Origin of the sequence: Thermoplasma acidophilum DSM 1728 (assembly GCF_000195915.1) — an archaeon.
GTDB classification, from domain to species: Archaea; Thermoplasmatota; Thermoplasmata; order Thermoplasmatales; family Thermoplasmataceae; genus Thermoplasma; species Thermoplasma acidophilum.
Map to the genome: position 1 here is coordinate 466009 of NC_002578.1, position 19175 is coordinate 485183.

Below are 19175 nucleotides of genomic sequence, written 5' to 3' on the forward strand. Positions count from 1 at the left end.
AAGGCTGCATACCTTGCCTGGTGATACTGAGTTTCAATTTCCTGTGAATCTCGGTTTTCTCTTCTCTCTGAATGCGGCTACGCCTTCAACGAAGTCATGGCTCAGCGCAAGCTTTGACTGGTCTCTGGACTCCAGCCTGAGGAACTCTTCGAAATCTCCAAACAATGAGTACGTTATGAACGCCTTGGCGGTTGAATACGCCTTGAAAGGGCCGCTGGCTATTGATCTGGCCATATCCCTTGCCTGTGACAGGGGATCGGAAGCCAGCTCAAGAATGCCAGCTTCATGGGCATATTCAGCTGAGAATTCTCCCCCTACGATGAGATGCCTTGAAAACCGCGCACCGGCCAGTTTCGTCAGAATATAGCTCAGCCCTGTGTCTGGTGCCAGGCCTACGCCCTGAAAGGCCAGTACAAATCTTGTTCTCGGTGAAGCGAACACAAGATCGCATAGGAAGGCAATGCTTATTCCAGCCCCAGCTGCGATGCCGTCCACGGCGCTGATGAAGATCTTCCTGCTGTTCCTTATCTTTTTAGCGATGATGTGAAAGGAATCCTCGAGATCTGACCTGAGTAGATCTTCAGAGATTTCTCCCCTGGTGTCGGAGAGATCCGCTCCTGCAGAAAAGACCTTGCCGGATCCTGTTATTATCACAACTCTTATATCCGCATTGTTCTCTATTTCATCAAGCGCCGAAATAATCACGCGTCTGGTCTCGGAATCGAGAGCGTTCATCCTGTTAGGCCTATCTATTGTGATCGTTGCAACCATACCATCATATTCGATCTTTATATTCCTATACAACACAATTACGATATGATCTAATTGATTTATTTTATCTTTCATATGGTCCGTTCATTTGCGGGATTTTTATTCCAAGTTGTCGGGCTTTGGGGTCAGATCCCACCGTCACACCTCAAAAAGTCGTATCTTATCTAAGCAAAGATAAAGTTTAACTATTCTTTACATGATCGAATATATATGGATATGAAAGGCAAGGTGGCCGTGGTGACAGGATCCGGTCGCGGCATAGGTAGGGAAATAGCTGTATATCTTGCAAAGCAGGGTGCGAACGTGGTAGTTAACGTAAAAAAGAGGGTTGAGGATGGGAACGAGACCCTGGCGGAGGTGCGGAAATACAGCAATGGCATCATGGTCCAAGCTGATGTATCCACCCGTGCCGGTGCAAGGCATATAGCGGAAGAAACACAGAAGGAATATGGGCAATGCGATATACTGGTTAACAATGCCGGTCTGGGCATAGGCATGCCATTTCTGGACAGCGATGACAGGTTAATTGAAAAGATGGTGTCAACGAACTACCTTTCAGCTATATACTGCACTCAGGAGTTGACGAAAATAATGCCTGAAGGAGGTTCCATCATAATGATGGCTTCCCTTGCTGGCATAAGGCCAATGGTGTCGCTTTCGCTCTATGGCAGCCTTAAAGCCGCGATAATAAAGCTGACGGAATACCTTGCCCTTGAGTTCAAGCAGAAAAAAATAAGGGTGAACTCCATTGCACCCTCCATCGTCAAGACGAAGATGGGCGAAAGCCTCATCGACTATATGCATATGACGGAGGATGAGTATACGTCAAAGCACACGCTAACCGGCAGTATCATCTATCCGGAGGAAATAGCGAAGACGGTCGATTTTCTGGTATCATCGCCAAATATAACCGGACAGACAATAGTTATAGATTCAGGGCAGTCATTAATTGGAGATCTTACAATATGATGTCATTCATCATTTTATATATATACGATCATATAAATGAACCCTTTTAAGAGGTAGAGAAATATCCGTGGCTCCTCTTTGTTATATTGTGGGAAAACAGCCTTTTCAAAATTGAGGTCTGATGAGCCAATGAGAGATATATTGGCTTCTATATGGATGCTCTCACTGCATATTTGATTATAGTAAAGAGAACGTGGATATCGAACCTCAGGCTATAACCTATGTGGTACTCTGATGTATAGCTGGGACTGCACGTACTGTTAAATCCAGCGTTGGAACCAAGCTTTTTCAGCGAATCTCTTCGCGAATATAGTGAAGGCTATTTCCCGACAAGAAAGCAGAGGGTAGAGGATGAAATAGCGAAGATATTAAGCGATAACGAAAACGTGAAGATCCTCATGAACATTCATGAGATAAACGTTTATTCCGCAGCAGCAATAATGTCCGAAATTGATGACATTCACTGATTAGACAATAAGGAGAAGTTTGCGTCCTATGCAATAACCGTACGAGCATAGCCAGTCTGGTTCTAGAGATCCCGGAAGTCACATATCGAAGAGCGGCACTTCCATGCTCAGATTAATGCTCTAAACGTCACGCACGTCGCTGAATTCAAAAAGGATGAAGTTCAAGTACATTAAACTTGTAAGCATGTATGAAATTATCGTACAATGACAATACCGAGGATCCTAGCTGAAACCATAGGGATAATGCTGTCAGGGCATATCATTTTTTACGATTTTTCCGAACACAATGGAGAAGATTTAGCTGATGCATATAAAATCCATGCATTTGAATGTATCAGTGGATATTATGGATACCATAAAACTCATTAAGAATCAAAGTATTATTATGATGTCGGATAAGCTTTTCTCATATAAGATGCTAAGTTGTTGTAGCCTACATTTATATTTGTAAATGATAGAAAATTGTCAAAATTGACATGTCTTTATCGAGATTTTCATTGGAAATACAAAGTTCAAGTTATGCTGGTGTTCAGAGTTTCATACCCCTTTGTGTACCACAGGATAGAACCGATAAATCCTACTGCCCACGCTGCAGTTGCAAAGATCATGTAGTTGTACACCGAAATGCCAGAGAGCGCAAAAATGGATACGATATAGAGTAAATAGGCTATTCCACGTACCGTTGCTATGCCGAGACCGCGGTACCTGGTAACGAAGAGTTCTGGCTGCAGGATCTCTCTGACGGCCCATCCAAGTTCCCCGAAGAATGCGTTGATCACGAGCAGTACGACGAAGATGTCGAATGGAAGCCTGAAATATATGTAAAGCAGAAAGACGGCCATGGATACCGTTCCCCCAGCATAAGCCATTACAGACATTATTCTTCTGCCTATCCTGTCGATGAAGACCAGGATGAGGTAACCGAATGCTGCTTCTCCAAGTCCGTATATAAAAGGTATCAGGGAGGTGTATCTTGGATATTCGTACGGGCCAAGTATGTCAGCAACCAGAGCGAACGTGAGCACAATGGTTATCGCGAATAGTACCAACACCGCCATCGGTATCGGAGACCCGAATCTTTGAACTGGGATTTTATCGGAATGTGCTGAGACGAATGACCACCTCAGGCTTTCTGGCAGCTTCAGCCGGGTGACGATAGCTATTATAACTCCGGCCAGGCTCATTGCCAGAAAAACCACCTTCTCTATGAAAATGCTGTAACCAGCGACCAGAAATACGGCTGATATTGCGGCAACTCCCACATTTGCGCTGTTCGAAACCATTACCAGAACCTTTCCCCTGTATTTGATGGGGAACTGCTCAGCAAGAAACGCCAGTGATACGGTCTCCTCTCCACCGAATCCAAACTCTGCCAGAAATATTGACAGAAGTATTTCTATGAAATTTCCTGACAATATTATGCCAATTATACCCGCGATGCCTGAACTTATAGTGGCTATGAATAACTTCTTCCGACCGATCCTGTCAGATAGATATCCAAGGATCATGTTTCCAGCAAGAAGGCCAGCAGGAGAAGAGACAAGCACATATATGTCTTCGGCTGGGCTGACAAATGGCCACTCTGTCACGAGCGGAGCAGTCACAAGCAGAAGGCCCCACACGAAGAAACCCGATATCATGGTAAGGGCCATCACAGTATGGGTTCTGTTCCATCTTGCTTCGTCTAGAAAACTCCTAACCTCATCATAGTCCGAAAACCGCATGCTATTTTTTTCCATAATTTCCCTCCGCCGGTATTACCCGGATCAGGTTCCAGGGATCGATCCATCCGGATCCTCTCAGCCCCTTATGGAGCTCCCCCACCACACCAGGTAGATTTTCCTCCTATATTAGAACATTCCGTAATATTTTCATTCTAACTTGATTAACTTCAGCGATCTGCATCTCTGCTTAAGCGTTGGAGTTTACCGATTCAACAATACGAGGGCGATGCTTCAACGACACGTGCATCCCGCCACCGGCATCTCCACAGAGTAAAAGCATATCGCGTTATCATACTTTTCTGGCCCCTCCAAAGGGTTCCGGGCTTTTCTGTTGGGGGTAAGTCCTTGTATCATCCATCTGAAGATGAGGTTCTTATAGCATCCCCAAAACTAATGACTTTTCTATAACAAGGCAAAAACTGTTATTTTTGAAAAACTCAGAAAATAAAATTCATGCATTACTTGGACTCTGATATTGCGCTGTCATAAGTCTCTTCAGTCTGTTGCTCATCTCCAGGTTTCCAGTAAGGTTCGCGCAATGAAACCGCAATTCTGAATAGATCCCTTAGCCTATTTTCGTCCGTTACACCCTTGAACGGTACATTGGTGTCCGATCTCATCAGGCAGGTCTTGAATTCACCGCGAGACGTGATTCTCAGCCTGGTGCAGTGCGCGCAGAAATCAGGATTGCGCTGCGGTTTTACGAACTCAATCTTGACCACACCGTGATCGTTTTTCATCAGGTATCTAGGCCTGTTATGCAGATCATTGTATTCAACGCCTATCGCTTTTTTCCTTATCTGGGCTTCGATTGGATCGAGGCTGATATGGTATCTCCTGTATTCCTCTGAACTCTCACCCTCGCGATCCGTTTCATACTCTATTAGCTGCAGAATTGCATTATTCTCGGCCGCGATTTCGAGCATCCTCGGAATATCGTTCACGTTCAGATCCTTCAGGACTACGAAGTTTATCTTTACAGGCGTTAGCCCAGCATCATTGGCCGATCGAACAGCCTCCAATACTCGATCGATCATTCTGGTTCCTGTTATGAAGTGAAAACGCTCATCATCTGGTGAATGTAATGAGATGTTAACTCTATCCAGGCCAGCCTTCTTAAGATCCTTTGCTATCTTTGGCAACATCGTACCATTTGTTGTCATCGATATATTTCCGGTTATGTGTTTTCTTATCCTTCCTATAATGTCAATTATATCCGCTCTGAGCGTGGGCTCTCCGCCAGTTATCTTTACCTTGTTCACGCCGAATTCATGCGATATCTTGACAACCCTTTCGATCTCTTCCGGTGTGAGTTCCTCGCCATTCACATCTGTACCTTCCATGTGGCAGAAAAAACAGCTGAAATTGCATGTCGTATTCAACTGTATCCTCAGACTCAGCACTGGTCTTCCATATCTGTCATAGATCGGCATTCACCATATACAGTAATTTATCATTAATAACCTTATCCTGCAGTTCCATAAACAAAACATGAGTGTTCGATTGGAGCATCTTTTGCTTTACAGTTTTGAGCCCACGAAAAAGCTAAATAAGGATCAATATATTAGGGTTCAGACTGCGAGATATCGATAATTCTCGAGTAATAATAGAAAAAAGGTGAAAATAATGGCAAGTCAGAAACCACACCTGAATCTGATAACGATAGGTCATGTAGATCATGGAAAATCTACATTGGTAGGACGGCTGCTGTACGAGCACGGCGAGATTCCAGCACATATTATAGAAGAGTATAGAAAGGAAGCAGAGCAGAAGGGTAAGGCGACCTTCGAATTTGCCTGGGTCATGGATAGGTTCAAGGAAGAGAGGGAGAGAGGAGTTACCATTGATCTGGCCCACAGGAAATTCGAGACCGATAAGTATTACTTCACGCTTATCGATGCGCCTGGCCACAGAGACTTCGTCAAGAACATGATAACAGGTACAAGTCAGGCCGATGCGGCCATCCTAGTCATATCTGCAAGGGAAGGAGAAGGTGTGATGGAGCAGACCAGAGAGCATGCCTTCCTTGCGAGGACTCTTGGTGTACCACAGATGGTTGTGGCCATAAACAAGATGGATGCGACAAGCCCACCGTACAGTGAGAAGAGGTACAACGAGGTCAAGGCCGATGCTGAGAAACTCCTCAGGTCCATAGGTTTCAAGGATATATCATTCGTGCCCATAAGCGGCTACAAGGGAGACAACGTAACAAAGCCCAGCCCGAATATGCCATGGTACAAGGGCCCAACACTTCTGCAGGCACTGGATGCCTTCAAGGTACCTGAGAAGCCCATAAACAAGCCGCTCAGGATCCCAGTTGAAGATGTGTATTCCATAACCGGTATCGGAACGGTTCCTGTCGGCAGAGTAGAGACGGGTGTCCTTAAGCCCGGTGACAAGGTCATATTCCTCCCGGCAGACAAGCAGGGTGATGTCAAATCCATCGAAATGCATCACGAACCACTGCAGCAGGCAGAGCCTGGCGATAACATAGGCTTCAACGTCAGAGGCATTGCAAAGAACGATATCAAGAGGGGAGATGTCTGCGGTCACCTCGATACACCCCCGACCGTTGTGAAGGCGTTCACCGCTCAGATAATCGTGCTCAACCATCCGAGCGTCATAGCTCCTGGATACAAGCCGGTATTCCACGTGCACACAGCCCAGGTGGCATGCAGGATAGATGAGATAGTCAAGACCCTTAACCCGAAGGATGGAACAACTCTGAAGGAGAAACCAGACTTCATAAAGAACGGAGACGTTGCGATAGTGAAGGTCATACCTGACAAGCCACTGGTCATCGAAAAGGTTTCAGAAATACCCCAGCTTGGCAGGTTTGCCGTCCGTGACATGGGGCAAACAGTTGCGGCTGGCCAGTGCATAGATCTCGAAAAGAGGTAATCCTATGGTCTCCTATAAGGCAAGGATCTCACTGAGTGGCACTGAACACAGAGTGGTTGACAGAGTCTGCAATGAAATCAAGGAGATTGCCAGCAGGACCGGCGTAGAAATACACGGCCCTATGCCGCTGCCAACCAAGAGGCTGGTGGTACCTGTCAGGAAGAGTCCTGACGGTGAGGGTACCAACACATGGGATCACTGGGAGATGAGAATACACAAGAGGCTGATAGATGTAGACGCTGACGAGAGAACACTCCGTCAGCTTATGAGGATCCCAATTCCTGATGGAGTACAGATTGAGATACAGATCAAAAGTTAATTTTTTTATTTTCAATAAATTAAATTCGGGTGTTTATTTATGGGAAGAAAGGAAGATAATATAGAGAAGGCTCTTAAAATTGTAGAGCATACTGAATTGATACGAAATATAGGTATTGTTGCCCATATAGATCACGGTAAGACAACGCTCAGCGATAATCTTATTGCCGGTGCGGGTATGATGAGCGAGGAACTGGCCGGCAAGCAGCTGGTTCTTGACTACGATGAGCAGGAGCAGGCCAGGGGAATAACCATAAACGCCGCCGTTGCCTCCATGGTTCACACGTTTCAGGGTAAGGAATATCTGATCAACCTCATCGATACGCCCGGTCATGTGGACTTCGGCGGCGACGTCACAAGGGCCATGAGGGCCGTCGATGGCGTCATCGTGGTTGTTGATTCCGTTGAAGGTGTGATGCCGCAGACGGAAACTGTGATAAGGCAGGCGCTGAGGGAGCACGTCAAGCCGGTTCTCTTCATAAACAAGATAGACAGGCTGATCAACGAACTGAGGCTTAACAGCGATGAGATGCAGAAGCGCTTCACAAAGATAATAACGGATGTGAACAGGCTGATCTCCAAGTATGCGCCACAGCAGTTCACCAAGGAGTGGCAGGTATCTGTTCAGGATGGTCGTGTAGCTTTCGGTTCTGCGTACAACAACTGGGCAATATCAATACCGGCCATGGCCGAAACGAAGATCACGTTCAAGGATATCGTAGAGTATGTCAAGAACGGAAAGCAGAAGGAGCTTGCGCAGAAGAACCAGCTTCACAAGATCATACTCAACATGGTCATAAGACATCTGCCGGATCCAAAGACCGCACAGTCCTACAGGATAAAGCAGATATGGAAAGGCGATCTCGATTCAGAAATCGGAAAGGCCATGATAAACTGCGATTACAAGGGCCCAGTGGCGATGATGGTCACAAAGATAATCATAGACCCGCACGCGGGTGAAATAGCTATAGGAAGGCTATTCAGCGGAACTGTGAAGAAAGGTACGGATCTGTACATATCTGGTGCCGGCAAGGGCAAGGTGCAGACACTGGCCATGATGGTCGGCCCTGACAGGATACCTGTTGATGAAATAACGGCAGGAAACATAGCGGCCATAGTCGGGCTGAAGGGTGCAATAGCAGGTGCCACGGTTTCGTCGCTGGAAAACATGGTTCCGTTTGAGCCAATGATACATTATTCAGAGCCCGTAGTTACGCTTGCAATAGAGGCAAAGCACACGGCAGATCTTCCGAGGCTCATAGAGGTGCTTCGTGACATATCAAAGGCAGATCCCTCGATACAGGTCGATATAAACCAGGAAACAGGAGAACACCTGATCTCCGGTATGGGTGAACTTCACCTTGATGTAACGCTTTACAGGATAAAGAACGATTACAAGGTGGAGGTTGAAACCTCAGATCCGATCGTGGTTTACAGGGAAACGGTTGAGAAGAAGGGCGGCCCATTTGAGGGAAAATCACCAAACAAGCACAACCGCTTCTATTTTGAGGTTGAACCTCTCAAGCCAGAGGTCATTCAGGCCATAGAGGACGGCGATATACCGCAGGGTTCAAAGTTCAAGGATAAGAAGGCCCTCGTGGAGCTGCTGGTAAGCAAAGGCATAGACAGGGATGAGGCCAAAGGTCTGGTATGCGTCGAAGGCACCAACATGATGTTCGACGTGACAAGAGGTATACAGTACCTTGACGAGACCATGGAGCTTCTGATCGAGGCATTCGTGGAAGTAATGAACAGAGGTCCTCTTGCAAACGAGAAGGTCTTCGGTGTAAAGGCCAGGCTCGTTGACGCAAAGCTGCACGAGGATAGCATACACCGCGGTCCAGCCCAGGTCATACCTGCGGGAAGAAACTCCATATACGGTGCAATGTGTGAAGCAAAGCGTGTCCTCCTTGAACCGGTTCAGAGGGTATTCATAAATGTACCGCAGGAGGAAATGGGAGCGGCAATAAATGAGATACAGCAGAGGCGTGGCATAATCGAGGACATGAAGCAGGAAGGCGATGAGATTTCGCTGACAGCCAAGGTGCCGGTTGCAGGTATGTTCGGTTTCGCGTCCGCGATAAGAGGCGCCACAGGCGGAAAGGTGCTGTGGAGCTTTGAGAACGCTGGCTACCAGAAGGTGCCTCCGGAGCTGCAGGATTCGATCGTCAGGTCCATAAGGGAGAGAAAGGGCCTGAGGCAAGAACCATACGATGCGGATTACTACGCATCGATGTGATCTTTTTTATTTTTTAAAGAATCGTTCTTAATTTTATTTATCCATGGAAGAACATCAGTTATGAACGAAGGCCCGTGGTGCGCAAAGAAATCGTATTTTGACGGTGTAACGTAGACGTTTCCGTTCCTGTAGGCCCTGAGATCTGTCCATCCCCTTTCCCTGATGATATCGTCTGGAGATACGCTCCTGAACATCTTGGGTTCGAATATGATTATGTCCGGATCCATTGACTTCACGTAGCCAAAATCAGGTTGCAACCACTCTCTGCGTTCTCTCTGGTATATGGATTGTATGCGCATCAGCGAAAGCGCATCCGTTATATAGCTGTATGATCCGAACGATACCGGGCCACCGAGATCCAGCTCAATATAGCCCGTCATCACGTCGTTCGTGGCTTCTGGTATCGATCTCAGCAGTTTATGGTAAAGATCCCTTGACGCATCCAGCGAATCGACCTCGAAACCAACCTTCATCACAAGGTCCAGTATTCCGGCAACCGTTGACGGAAGCTCGAATTCCACCACGTGGTATTTCTCTGAAAGCTTTTCATAGAGCGCATGCGGATAGCCTGATATCAGGAAGACTGCATCAGGATCGATCTTTGACAGTATGTCCCAGCTGACGGTGCCGTAGCTTCCAACCTTTTTCTTTTTCCTGGCTTCCTCAGGATGCACGCAGAACGCCGAATTTCCCGCTATGTTATCGCTTTCGCCTATCATATACAGGATCTCGGTCACCGCCGGGCTCAGGGACACGATTCTGCTGTACCTTCCCATGGCCGGATGATGCCTGATGGGCTAATCTTACTTTGCATGAAATATACCGTATAACATGTTCATATTAGTGGAAAGTACGATATTTCAGTAATTTTTTCATTTTTGTTCTTTTCAGCAATGGTTTTTTCTCTCACCGGATCTTGAACATATGGCTGGCAATCTGATGATAGTGGACAACCTTGATCTGGGCTATCCCTTCGTAGCTGATAGCCTGAAGGCATACGATGAATATTCCCTTCTGATAACAGATGGCATAGTGATGGACTTCTCGGATCTGCCTGATGGGGTTAGGGTACAGCGCATACTGACCGTTTATCAGCTCATGAGATCCATAGTTGAAGGCCCTAACTTACCCTACATAATAATGGCAAGATCCGACATATTCAATTCGTGGCCCTACCCGGATCTGGACAACCTTTACGATACCATGAGGATGAAAACGTTCTATTCAGGTTCCGATATAATACTGATGGTCATTGGAGGCCGCATAGTGTTCAGGAACATGCTGCACGGTGAGATGTATGGGGAGGAGTACGCCCAGTACTAGGCAGGCCCTGGACATGATAATCTCCGGCATGGAGGAGATGAAGAAGGTGATGCGTACCGGAGATGCAGAGATCCTTGAAGAACTTGTTAGACTTGGAAAGCAGCATGCGGCTGAGATCTCTTATGCAGGTATTGATGTGCAGCTTGGCTTTCTTCTGGCTATGATCCTGGAGGTGGCAAAACGTACATCAATGCCAGGGGATCGGACAGGGTGACCCTGTACGAGTACGACGGCAGCCATGTGAGGAAAAGGGTATTTCAGAACACATCATGGATATTCGTAACAGGCGACAGATATGATATCGAAACCCTATACGATCAGCTTGATTCCACAAGGCTGAAATACGAATACAGTACAATGCCGGACATCTACGGCTATCAGGATGGTATAAAGATCTGGGTCAGGCCGTCGCACGCAAGGATGGTTGGGGAGATCATATTCTCCAACATAGGATACGGGAGAAGGTACAGGGTATACAACGCGGACATAGATCCGGTTCTGCGTTTCATGGCATCCAACGGCCTCTCATTCTTTGAGATGCGGAGCGTATACGATCCGGATCCGGATCTGAACGTGGCCATGGTAGATTGCAGCCATGGAAAGTGCATCGTTGACGGAGAAGCCATGGGTGACGGAAGGATCTATGATCGGCTGATGGATTCCCATGTGATCGTGTACGAAGGAACGGAACAATTCTACAGGAAGCTCATGGCCCTTGGCATTCGCGCCAGATACTATCCCGGGAAATCGTTCACATCGTACGGCCAGATATCCTACCGTGATTCGTATCTGGACATAGCGGACAGGATAGCGATAAATTCCAGGTCATTCTTCTATGCAGAGAGCGGATTGAGTGGCATATACGAGGTATCAAGGATATCGCATCTGCCGCCGCTTTACGTATCAATAGTTACGCCGGGAACGGCCGTGTCATCAATGGAACTGGCGGAGGCCGTGAAGAAAGGCATGCTTGTGCCATTCAAGAAGGACGACCATGAGAATCCGAAGACCAAGTGGGAGATAATGGCAAAGGATAGGGGTGGGTTGATATTCCAGCCACTTCCCGGCCTGTATACGGACGTGTATGAGATAGACTTCTCCTCGATGTATCCAAGCATAATAGTAAGGTACGATCTTACCCCGGGCCGCATAAGCTTTCTTCCAGAGGCACTCGAAGGCCTGCTCAGCAGGAGGCTCATTTATAAGAAAATGGATGGAGAGAGCGTGGTATACCACAGCAGGAACGTTGCGCTGAAATGGCTGCTCCTGACGTCCTTCGGATACACCGGCTATAAAAATGCGAAGTTCGGCAAGATAGAGGTGCATGAGAGGATAACAGAGCTGGGCAGAAAGGCCCTGGCTGAAGCCATAGCCGTTGCCCATGAAAACGGTTTCGAGATGATACACGGTATCGTCGATTCGCTCTGGATAAGGGGTTCTGGCAGTATAGAACGGGTCGTTTCGGAGATAAGCAGGCGAACGCGTATAGATATCGTGGTGAGCGGGCATTACCACTGGATAGCCTTTCTTCCGGAACGTGACGGTACAGGATCACCCTCGCGATACATCGGCCTTGACACCTCTGGCAAATACAAGATACGAGGACTCATGATCAGGAGATCAGACGTGCCCGATCTGTGCAAGGCATTCCAAATGGATGCCCTAAGGGTACTGTCCTCATGCACAGATACCAGATGCATATTGGAGAAGCGCAGGGAGATCATGGATCTGGAAAATTACTATCTGAGAAATATCAGGCATTTCCCGCGTTCCTATTTCATGGTATCCAGGAAGATCACCAGAAGGCCGGATGAATACCATGTGAAGAACCTCACTAGATCAGCGCTGGATCTTTGCCGTGACGCTGAGGAGTTATCTCCGGGGCAGATGATAAGCTACTACGTAGTTGATGAAAAGAGGAAGATAGTTGATACAGACGGAGAAAATGGGATAGACTACGGTTACTACAGGAGATGCCTTACGCGTGCCTTGGAAGAGATAAACTTCCTGTTTGGAAAGAACTGCAACATCAGGCGCTTAGAAGATTTTCAATCTTTTCAGTGAGAACGCTCACAGGTATGTCATATATGCTGATGACCTTCTTCACACCCTCTCCGCGCCCCTGCCCCTCAATCGATGAACTTATTATGCCGTTGTTTTCCAGCCGCTTTATCCTATCATACAGATTTATGTCCTTCTTCCCGTACTGTTCGGATATGACGCTGAGGTTCCTGGAAATGCAATCCACGTCAGTGAACCTTGAGGCTGAAAGGCATCTGCATATGGAGAGAAGCACCATCAGATCCTCATAGTCCATGGACGCAAGCTTGCTCTCGGTCACGAACGGGCTTATCATCGATCTTGCGGCCCTGACATCATCGAAGCTTATCTTCGGGGATCTCCTGTATTCAGCTATGTGTGCGGCCTTCGCTAGGATATCGATGCCAACGCGTGCGCTGCCGTACTCAGCGGAAACCTCGGCGATGTAATCCAGCACGTCTTCATCATATCCCTCCCCTGTCAGCGACTGCACCGCACGGTTCATCACGATCTGGTATATCTCGCCCTTCGTGTACCTCCTGAACTTTATCTCACTGAATATCCCATAGGATTTTCTGATCTTGGCATCGAAAAGTATTGCAGGATCCTCCATAACGACGAATATGGTTGATATGTTCACATCGAAGGAATCCTTGGATCTGAAGAGATAGTATAAGCCATCATAGTCCCCCTTCAGTATATTGGCCGCCTCGTCTATCACCAGTATGACATTTTTTCCCTGATTCCTGAGCAGGCCCTCGATCCTGGTGAAGAGACTCGCATATGAAGATCTCTCAGGCACGATTATGCCGAACTTGGAAAGGAAATCTATGAGCACGTTCTTTACGTATCTGTACGCGATCGCATTTACGTAAACGACCTGCGGATCCCTGATCTCCCTAGCCAGATACCTCATGGTGACGGTCTTTCCAGTTCCGGAATCGCCGTAGAGTATGAGATTTGTGGTTATGCCGTTCTTCGTGGGCTTTATCACCGTTTCCATGATCCTCTCTATCTCACCATCTCTGGCCACCAGCCTGTCCGGTATGAACGAGGATTCCAGTATGGAGGGATTTACAAGTATAACCACGCGTCAAGATCTGTATACCATATATATTGGTTATGTTATGGGCCTAGACTTGGTCTCCGGCGCAAGTACAACGGTAACGATGAAGCCGACGAACTCGAAGATGGCGAAGAACATGAGGCTGGCCGACATGCCCATGCTGGCTGTTATGAGAGGAAATGCGAACACTCCAAGTATGGCGCCTATCCTGGATGCCGCAGTGGCTATGCCCATGGCCGTACCCCTTATTCTGGTCGGGAAGATCTCAACAGGATAAACATAGGTGAGATTTGTCGGCCCGATGTTGTGAAACAGGTGCATCATTGCAAATGCTGTGAACAGCATTATGAACGGGAGCGTTCTGTGATCTGCGTAGAGCGCAAAGGACAGCAGCGATACGCCTGCCAGGCCAAAGCCCACCGACTGCAGAATTTTGCGCCCGACGCGCTCTATCAGCAGCAGGCATATGATGAATCCCACTATGACCGGCAGATCCTCCAGCAGTGTTGACAGTATGCTGCTGACGGCAGAGACGCCAACAGATACGAATATTGAAGGCGTGTAGTTCCAGACGCCATAGCTTGAAACGTCGTATGAGAACCAGGCCAGGCTCGCAAATATTATGAGCGGGAGGTACGAACCGGAGAAGACCGATCTGAATGAACTTGAACCCTTCTCCACATTCGGGAGATCGACGTCCGTATATCCGGCCTCCCTTCCCATGCTGTCAGCGACAGTCTTGGCCTCGCTGTCCTTTCCGGCCTTGACCAGCCAGTATGGGCTCTCCGGCAATGCGCGTCTGGCCAGTATAACTACCACCGGTACGATGGCCCCTACACCGTACATCCAGCGCCACGATTCCGATCCGAACCTGAAGATAAGGGGTATGGATATGACGTAGAAGACGATGGACCCGATCGTCCACATGAAGATGTTGAAAACCAGAAAACGACCCCTGGATCTTCTCGGGGAAAACTCAGCTTCTATGGATGAGCTGAGAGGATAATCAGCGCCTATTCCTATGCCCGCCAGCAGTTCGAATATGAAGAACTCGTAAAAACTGGTAGAAAGTGCCGTCAGCACGAGGAATACGCTTGTTATCGCAAGATCGTACGTGTACATCCTCTTCCTGCCTATCCTGTCGGAGAGATGCCCCATCGTGAAGCTTCCGAGGAACATTCCTATGTAAATGGCCGAGGCGGCTAGTGAAACGAAAATTGCCCTTACAAGTATGTAGGACTTAAGGTATGTGAGAGCCGCGGAGAATATGGAAAGGCTGAAACCATCCATGAAAACGCCCATGGAGGAGAGTATGGTTATCTCGATGAACGTGGGCGTTATTCTCATCTGGTCAAATGCGGCGTGGCTGCTTTTGAATTCAACCATAATACCGATAATGCATGACCAAGAAATATACTTTTTTAAAATACAAAATATGATATGCCAGATGCAGCGTATCTGAAAGCGGTAATAACGATGCCTGCATATCAAACGGTTCATAAATGGCCATGCCAAATTACACGTTTTACGGTCCGCAGCGGAGACGTTCTGAATGAAACGTAACCATTATTATACGGCTAAACACTGACGAAGCATGGTCTTCACATTCAGGAATGCAAAGGATATCTACACCAGTGAGAGGAGGCAGTTCATTCTGGATATATTGAAGCGCACCTTTGAGGATCTGGAGCCATCCAGGGTCATGGGCAATGCGATCGGTGATCTGGACGTTTCAAGATATTCAAGGATCTTCGTCATGGGATTCGGGAAAGCGTCATACGAAATGTCCGAGGGAATAAGGGATCACGTCAGGAAAAAGCTTGCCTACGCCGGAATAATAGTGCCGGTGGACCAGGATGTGTCCGGTTTCCCTGAGCTAGAGATCCTGCGCGGTACGCATCCCTATACATCCAGCCTCTCCGTATCATCATCTCGCACGCTGCTGTCGAAGGTAAAGCCAGGGCCGAACGATGCGGTCATAGTGCTCATATCCGGTGGCGGATCATCGCTCTTCGAGATCCCTGAAGAAGGCATAACGATCGATCAGATATCCGAGATATCGAAGAAGATGATGCAGGCCTCTGCGGACATATACGAGCTCAACACAATAAGATCCTGCCTGTCCTCTGTGAAGGGTGGAAAGCTTGCGAAGTTGCTTTACCCGGCCAGCGTTTTCGCATATATCATCTCAGACGTGCCTGGCGACGACGTTTCAATAATTGCGTCAGGGCCGCTCTCAGAAAACAAGCTGGATCCTGTTGCAGTCTATGAAAGATTCAGAAATGTGATAGGCGTTGATATAGAACGCTTCCTGAAGACCGCTCAGATAGAGGATGAATACTTCAGAAAGGTACAGACGAGGATAGTCCTGTCGAACAGGGATTTCGTGCGCAGAATAGAGTCCTATGTGGGTGAACCCATCGTATCCATAGGTTCCGGCATAAGCGGGGATGTTGAAGACGTCTCCGATGGGATAATAGACATAGTCAGATCAGTATCCAGAATAAAGGGAAGATCGTTCTGGATCGTCATGGGCGGAGAAACCACGGTCAATGTTAGGGGAAACGGCATAGGGGGCAGGAATCTGGAACTATCGCTTCTCTTCATGAAGAAGTGCAACTTCAGCGATTTTCTGTTCATAAGCATGGGAACAGACGGCATAGACGGTGTCAGCCCTGCTGCGGGAGGCATAGTTGACGCCTCAACGAAGGCCAGAATAAGCAGCGAGGAGATCGATCAGGCACTGAAAAACAATGATAGCTACACCCTCCTCTCGAAATACGGATCGGCCATAATGACCGGGAGAACGGGAAATAACGTCTCAGATATCGTGGTAGCCTACGTCTCTATCTGATCTTCCTGCAGCATGCCCTCGATCTCATCCGATCTTTTTACCGTGGCTCCATACACCCTCGTGAAGTAGTCCTTCCAGTTCGGATCTATCCTCGCTGCAACGGCATCCTCTACCACTATTATCCTGTAATTTCTGTAGAGGGCGTCAGCGGCCGTGTGTCTCACACATATGTCCGCATCAAGCCCAATCAGAACAACGGTGTCTATGCCATTCGCCCGAAGTATCATATCAAGGTTTGTTCCGTAGAAACCGCTGTATGCATGCTTCTCAAGGACGTAGTCTCCCGCTGAAGGCCTTATCTCGTCGATAACTTCGGAACCATCATCACCCTTCATCGAGTGTCTGCCCCATATCCTGATTTCAGGATCATCGGGGTAGTGGCTGTCATTAACGTACACGACGGGGAGCCCGGATCGCCTGAACGTTTCTATAACTTTTCTTGCTGGGCCAACGGTCTTCATTGCCTCCGGCGTTGCCAGCCTCCCATGGATGAATTCATTGACCATGTCCACAACTACAAGTGCAGGTTTCATGCTTTAATTATCAAATGAAGAATTAAATATTTTGCGTATCACAGGAAAAACATACCGAACATATGTTCGGTATATAGCTCAAACGGTCTTTCCTTTTCAATTCAGGGGCATGGGCCATTGGTTGAGGTCTGCCCGTATATGGAAACTATCTCACGGTACCCGAGCTTCTTGTAGAAGTCCTGGGCTATCAGGTTCAGAGAAGGAAACTCCGCAGTTATCAGTATTATGTCCTTCTCCTTGAGTGTGTTCCTTAGCTCCTCTATCAGCATCCTTCCTATGCCCTTCCTCCTGTATTCCGGCATGACGTAGAACTCCCTTATCCTTGCTTCGTATTTTGGCGTATAGTATATCCTGAAGAGTATGTCCGCCATCAGGATTCCAACGACCTTTGAGGAATACTCCGCCACCAGCAGTACATGGGAATCGTCATTCAGGATCTTTGTAAGATACTTCTCTATGTCCGGCCGAGACTCCTCCGATACGGTGAATGAGCAGTCGAATTCTGAGTTCAGCCTCTTCAGCCTGAGCAGTTCGTCCATGACCTCCGGGAGGTCTTCCTTTTTCATCCTTCTAATTTTTGTGTTCACCATTTGGCATCCTCTTTATCAAACCTAGATCCATAAGCTTGGAATAGATATTCCTGTTGCTCTCTATGATCTCTCTTGCACGCCTGTAGAAACCCTCCTTGCTGTCGCTCTTCCTCGCCAGTCCAAGCTCTACGGTCTTTGATGCCACCGCAGAGGCCAGGCGCGGATAGAGCTCCCACTCCTCCATCGTGGGAACGATCTTTTCCTCCGTCGGATCTTCAACAAAGTTGGCTATCTCATACGATGCTGCGACCATTACATCGAAGTTAACGCCCTTTGCCCTGGCATCGAGCACACCGCGAAATACTCCGGGAAACACAAGGCTGTTGTTGATCTGGTTCGGAAAGTCGCCCCTTCCAGTGGCCACTATCCTCGCGCCATTTTCCTTGGCTTCTTGCGGCCACATCTCTGGTATTGGGTTTGCCAGGACAAAGACTATGGCGTCATTGTTCATCTTCTTCACGATCCTGCTGTCTATCGTATCAGGCCCTGACTTTGCTGCGGATATCAGCAGATCCGCACCCTCTATCGCATTTGACAGATCGCCCTTTACCCTCTCTCCGTTCGTCTCAATTGCCAGCTGATACTTCCACGGGTTGTTTATCATCAGAGCGTCTATATCCTCGCGTTCAGGATGAAGTATGCCCTTGGAATCCACCAGGATCATATTCTTCATCTTGAATCCCGCAGCCTTGAAAAGATATGCCGCCGCTATATTCGCTGCGCCTGCACCGTTGAAGACAACCTTGACCTGATCGATCTTCTTTCCCACGATCCTCAGGGAGTTTATCACCCCTGCCAGCGTTATCGATGCCGTGCCCAGCTGGTCATCATGCCACACTGGGATGTTCATCTCATTCTGCAGCGTTTCCAGGAGGAAGAAGCACTTTGGGCTCTCTATGTCCTCCAGGTTTATTCCGCCGAATGAAGGTTCGAGAGCCTTGGCAACCTTCACAAACTCCTCCTTTGACTGGACCCTTATGGGTATAGGTATCGCGTTCACTCCCCCTAAATAGTTGAATATCAACGCCTTGCCTTCCATCACGGGCATTGCGGCCTCCGGGCCTATGTTTCCGAGGCCGAGAACCCTTGTACCATCAGTCAGTATCGCAATTGAATTCCATCTACCGGTCAGTTCGAAGGACAGATCCGGATCGGATGCTATCTTTCTGGAAACTGCGGCCACTCCAGGTGTATACCATATTGAAAAGTCATCCAGACTTCGGACAGGAACCTTTGATATGGTCTGTATTTTTCCCTTAAAGTACTCAGAGTACCTGAGTGCGTCTTCATTGTATCGCTCGGTTCTCTCCTGATCTTCCATTATCATCGAAAAAAGATAACCGTCAATTATTAAATGCTTTCTACGACAAACACCGTATA

At 47.8% G+C, this 19175-nt stretch carries 18 protein-coding genes and 1 riboswitch; of the genes, 9 read left to right on the forward strand and 9 right to left on the reverse strand.

The annotated features are described in order from the left end of the window. Positions 1-33 precede the first annotated feature (33 nt). Positions 34-804, reverse strand: a complete 771-nt coding sequence (locus TA_RS02295; protein ID WP_197525262.1) for an enoyl-CoA hydratase-related protein — start codon at positions 802-804, stop codon at positions 34-36. Between the two features lie 183 nt (positions 805-987). Here TA_RS02295 and TA_RS02300 point away from each other — a divergent pair, with 183 nt between their 5' ends. Both TA_RS02300 and TA_RS02305 read left to right on the forward strand, forming a co-directional pair. After that, positions 988-1740 carry an SDR family oxidoreductase gene (locus TA_RS02300; RefSeq protein ID WP_010900868.1) on the forward strand — a complete coding sequence of 251 codons (753 nt, stop codon included), beginning with the start codon at positions 988-990 and terminating at the stop codon, positions 1738-1740. Between the two features lie 272 nt (positions 1741-2012). Further along, positions 2013-2207 carry a hypothetical protein gene (locus TA_RS02305; RefSeq protein WP_048161590.1) on the forward strand — a complete coding sequence of 65 codons (195 nt, stop codon included), beginning with the start codon at positions 2013-2015 and terminating at the stop codon, positions 2205-2207. A 512-nt stretch (positions 2208-2719) separates the two neighbouring features. Here the strand turns inward: TA_RS02305 and TA_RS02310 are convergent. Together TA_RS02310 and moaA are read right to left on the reverse strand one after the other, a co-directional pair. Further along, positions 2720-3946: an MFS transporter gene (locus TA_RS02310; protein ID WP_241761878.1), complete on the reverse strand. Its 1227-nt coding sequence runs from the start codon at positions 3944-3946 to the stop codon at positions 2720-2722. Then, a riboswitch (TPP riboswitch) is annotated at positions 3933-4039 on the reverse strand. (Overlaps the previous gene by 14 nt.) A gap of 350 nt (positions 4040-4389) precedes the next feature. Next, positions 4390-5364, reverse strand: a complete 975-nt coding sequence (gene moaA, locus TA_RS02315) for a GTP 3',8-cyclase MoaA (protein WP_010900870.1) — start codon at positions 5362-5364, stop codon at positions 4390-4392. 193 nt (positions 5365-5557) lie between these two features. Here moaA and tuf point away from each other — a divergent pair, with 193 nt between their 5' ends. From tuf to TA_RS02330, 3 genes are read left to right on the forward strand one after another with little or no spacing between them, the layout of a single operon-like run. Continuing rightward, a complete protein-coding gene (gene tuf / locus TA_RS02320) occupies positions 5558-6832 on the forward strand; it encodes a translation elongation factor EF-1 subunit alpha (protein WP_048161592.1) in 1275 nt (424 codons plus the stop codon). 4 nt (positions 6833-6836) lie between these two features. Continuing rightward, the gene (gene rpsJ / locus TA_RS02325) at positions 6837-7151 is read left to right on the forward strand and encodes a 30S ribosomal protein S10 (protein ID WP_010900872.1); all 315 of its coding nucleotides are present in this window, start codon (positions 6837-6839) and stop codon (positions 7149-7151) included. A gap of 39 nt (positions 7152-7190) precedes the next feature. Then, the gene (locus TA_RS02330; protein WP_010900873.1) at positions 7191-9389 is read left to right on the forward strand and encodes an elongation factor EF-2; all 2199 of its coding nucleotides are present in this window, start codon (positions 7191-7193) and stop codon (positions 9387-9389) included. Here TA_RS02330 and TA_RS02335 read toward each other — a convergent pair. Next, positions 9374-10165: an ABC transporter substrate-binding protein gene (locus TA_RS02335; protein ID WP_010900874.1), complete on the reverse strand. Its 792-nt coding sequence runs from the start codon at positions 10163-10165 to the stop codon at positions 9374-9376. The two genes, TA_RS02330 and TA_RS02335, sit on opposite strands and share 16 nt — an antisense overlap. A 148-nt stretch (positions 10166-10313) precedes the next feature. On the opposite strand from TA_RS02335, the gene TA_RS02340 reads away from it, so the two are divergent. The 3 genes from TA_RS02340 to TA_RS02350 are packed head-to-tail and all read left to right on the forward strand — an operon-like array spanning position 10314 to position 12776. Continuing rightward, positions 10314-10712: a hypothetical protein gene (locus TA_RS02340; RefSeq protein WP_048161597.1), complete on the forward strand. Its 399-nt coding sequence runs from the start codon at positions 10314-10316 to the stop codon at positions 10710-10712. Continuing rightward, entirely contained in the window at positions 10687-10926 is a 240-nt protein-coding gene (locus TA_RS02345; RefSeq protein ID WP_156778475.1) for a hypothetical protein, read from the forward strand. Before TA_RS02340 ends, TA_RS02345 begins: the two co-directional genes overlap by 26 nt. Next, on the forward strand, positions 10923-12776 hold the full coding sequence (locus tag TA_RS02350; RefSeq protein WP_010900877.1) for a type B DNA-directed DNA polymerase: 1854 nt from the start codon (positions 10923-10925) through the stop codon (positions 12774-12776). The genes TA_RS02345 and TA_RS02350 overlap by 4 nt, the downstream gene beginning before the upstream one ends. On the opposite strand, the gene TA_RS02355 is transcribed toward TA_RS02350, so the two are convergent. Together TA_RS02355 and TA_RS02360 are read right to left on the reverse strand one after the other, a co-directional pair. Further along, entirely contained in the window at positions 12742-13842 is a 1101-nt protein-coding gene (locus tag TA_RS02355; RefSeq protein ID WP_010900878.1) for a Cdc6/Cdc18 family protein, read from the reverse strand. The genes TA_RS02350 and TA_RS02355 overlap by 35 nt on opposite strands. A 30-nt stretch (positions 13843-13872) precedes the next feature. Then, positions 13873-15204, reverse strand: a complete 1332-nt coding sequence (locus TA_RS02360; RefSeq protein ID WP_052295717.1) for an MFS transporter — start codon at positions 15202-15204, stop codon at positions 13873-13875. Positions 15205-15412: 208 nt separating this feature from the next. Between TA_RS02360 and gck the strand changes: the two genes are divergently transcribed. After that, on the forward strand, positions 15413-16672 hold the full coding sequence (gene gck, locus TA_RS02365) for a glycerate 2-kinase (RefSeq protein ID WP_010900880.1): 1260 nt from the start codon (positions 15413-15415) through the stop codon (positions 16670-16672). Here gck and TA_RS02370 read toward each other — a convergent pair. The 3 genes from TA_RS02370 to TA_RS02380 form a co-directional block, all read right to left on the reverse strand. After that, entirely contained in the window at positions 16657-17205 is a 549-nt protein-coding gene (locus TA_RS02370) for an isochorismatase family cysteine hydrolase (RefSeq protein WP_010900881.1), read from the reverse strand. The genes gck and TA_RS02370 overlap by 16 nt on opposite strands. Before the next feature lie 101 nt (positions 17206-17306). Beyond that, complete coding sequence (locus TA_RS02375) at positions 17307-17795, reverse strand: GNAT family N-acetyltransferase (protein ID WP_010900882.1); 489 nt, start codon at positions 17793-17795, stop codon at positions 17307-17309. Further along, a complete protein-coding gene (locus TA_RS02380; RefSeq protein WP_010900883.1) occupies positions 17776-19122 on the reverse strand; it encodes an NAD(P)-dependent malic enzyme in 1347 nt (448 codons plus the stop codon). The genes TA_RS02375 and TA_RS02380 overlap by 20 nt, the downstream gene beginning before the upstream one ends. Positions 19123-19175: the final 53 nt, after the last annotated feature.

Excerpts from the sequence above, each read along its gene's own strand:
- TA_RS02300 (WP_010900868.1), top strand. The coding sequence starts at position 988 with ATGAAAGGCAAGGTGGCCGTGGTGACAGGATCCGGTCGCGGCATAGGT.
- TA_RS02310 (WP_241761878.1), bottom strand. The coding sequence starts at position 3,946 with ATGGAAAAAAATAGCATGCGGTTTTCGGACTATGATGAGGTTAGGAGT.
- moaA (WP_010900870.1), bottom strand. The coding sequence starts at position 5,364 with ATGCCGATCTATGACAGATATGGAAGACCAGTGCTGAGTCTGAGGATA.
- tuf (WP_048161592.1), top strand. The coding sequence starts at position 5,558 with ATGGCAAGTCAGAAACCACACCTGAATCTGATAACGATAGGTCATGTA.
- rpsJ (WP_010900872.1), top strand. The coding sequence starts at position 6,837 with ATGGTCTCCTATAAGGCAAGGATCTCACTGAGTGGCACTGAACACAGA.
- TA_RS02330 (WP_010900873.1), top strand. The coding sequence starts at position 7,191 with ATGGGAAGAAAGGAAGATAATATAGAGAAGGCTCTTAAAATTGTAGAG.
- TA_RS02335 (WP_010900874.1), bottom strand. The coding sequence starts at position 10,165 with ATGGGAAGGTACAGCAGAATCGTGTCCCTGAGCCCGGCGGTGACCGAG.
- TA_RS02340 (WP_048161597.1), top strand. The coding sequence starts at position 10,314 with ATGGCTGGCAATCTGATGATAGTGGACAACCTTGATCTGGGCTATCCC.
- TA_RS02345 (WP_156778475.1), top strand. The coding sequence starts at position 10,687 with ATGGGGAGGAGTACGCCCAGTACTAGGCAGGCCCTGGACATGATAATC.
- TA_RS02360 (WP_052295717.1), bottom strand. The coding sequence starts at position 15,204 with ATGGTTGAATTCAAAAGCAGCCACGCCGCATTTGACCAGATGAGAATA.
- gck (WP_010900880.1), top strand. The coding sequence starts at position 15,413 with ATGGTCTTCACATTCAGGAATGCAAAGGATATCTACACCAGTGAGAGG.
- TA_RS02370 (WP_010900881.1), bottom strand. The coding sequence starts at position 17,205 with ATGAAACCTGCACTTGTAGTTGTGGACATGGTCAATGAATTCATCCAT.
- TA_RS02375 (WP_010900882.1), bottom strand. The coding sequence starts at position 17,795 with ATGGTGAACACAAAAATTAGAAGGATGAAAAAGGAAGACCTCCCGGAG.
- TA_RS02380 (WP_010900883.1), bottom strand. The coding sequence starts at position 19,122 with ATGATAATGGAAGATCAGGAGAGAACCGAGCGATACAATGAAGACGCA.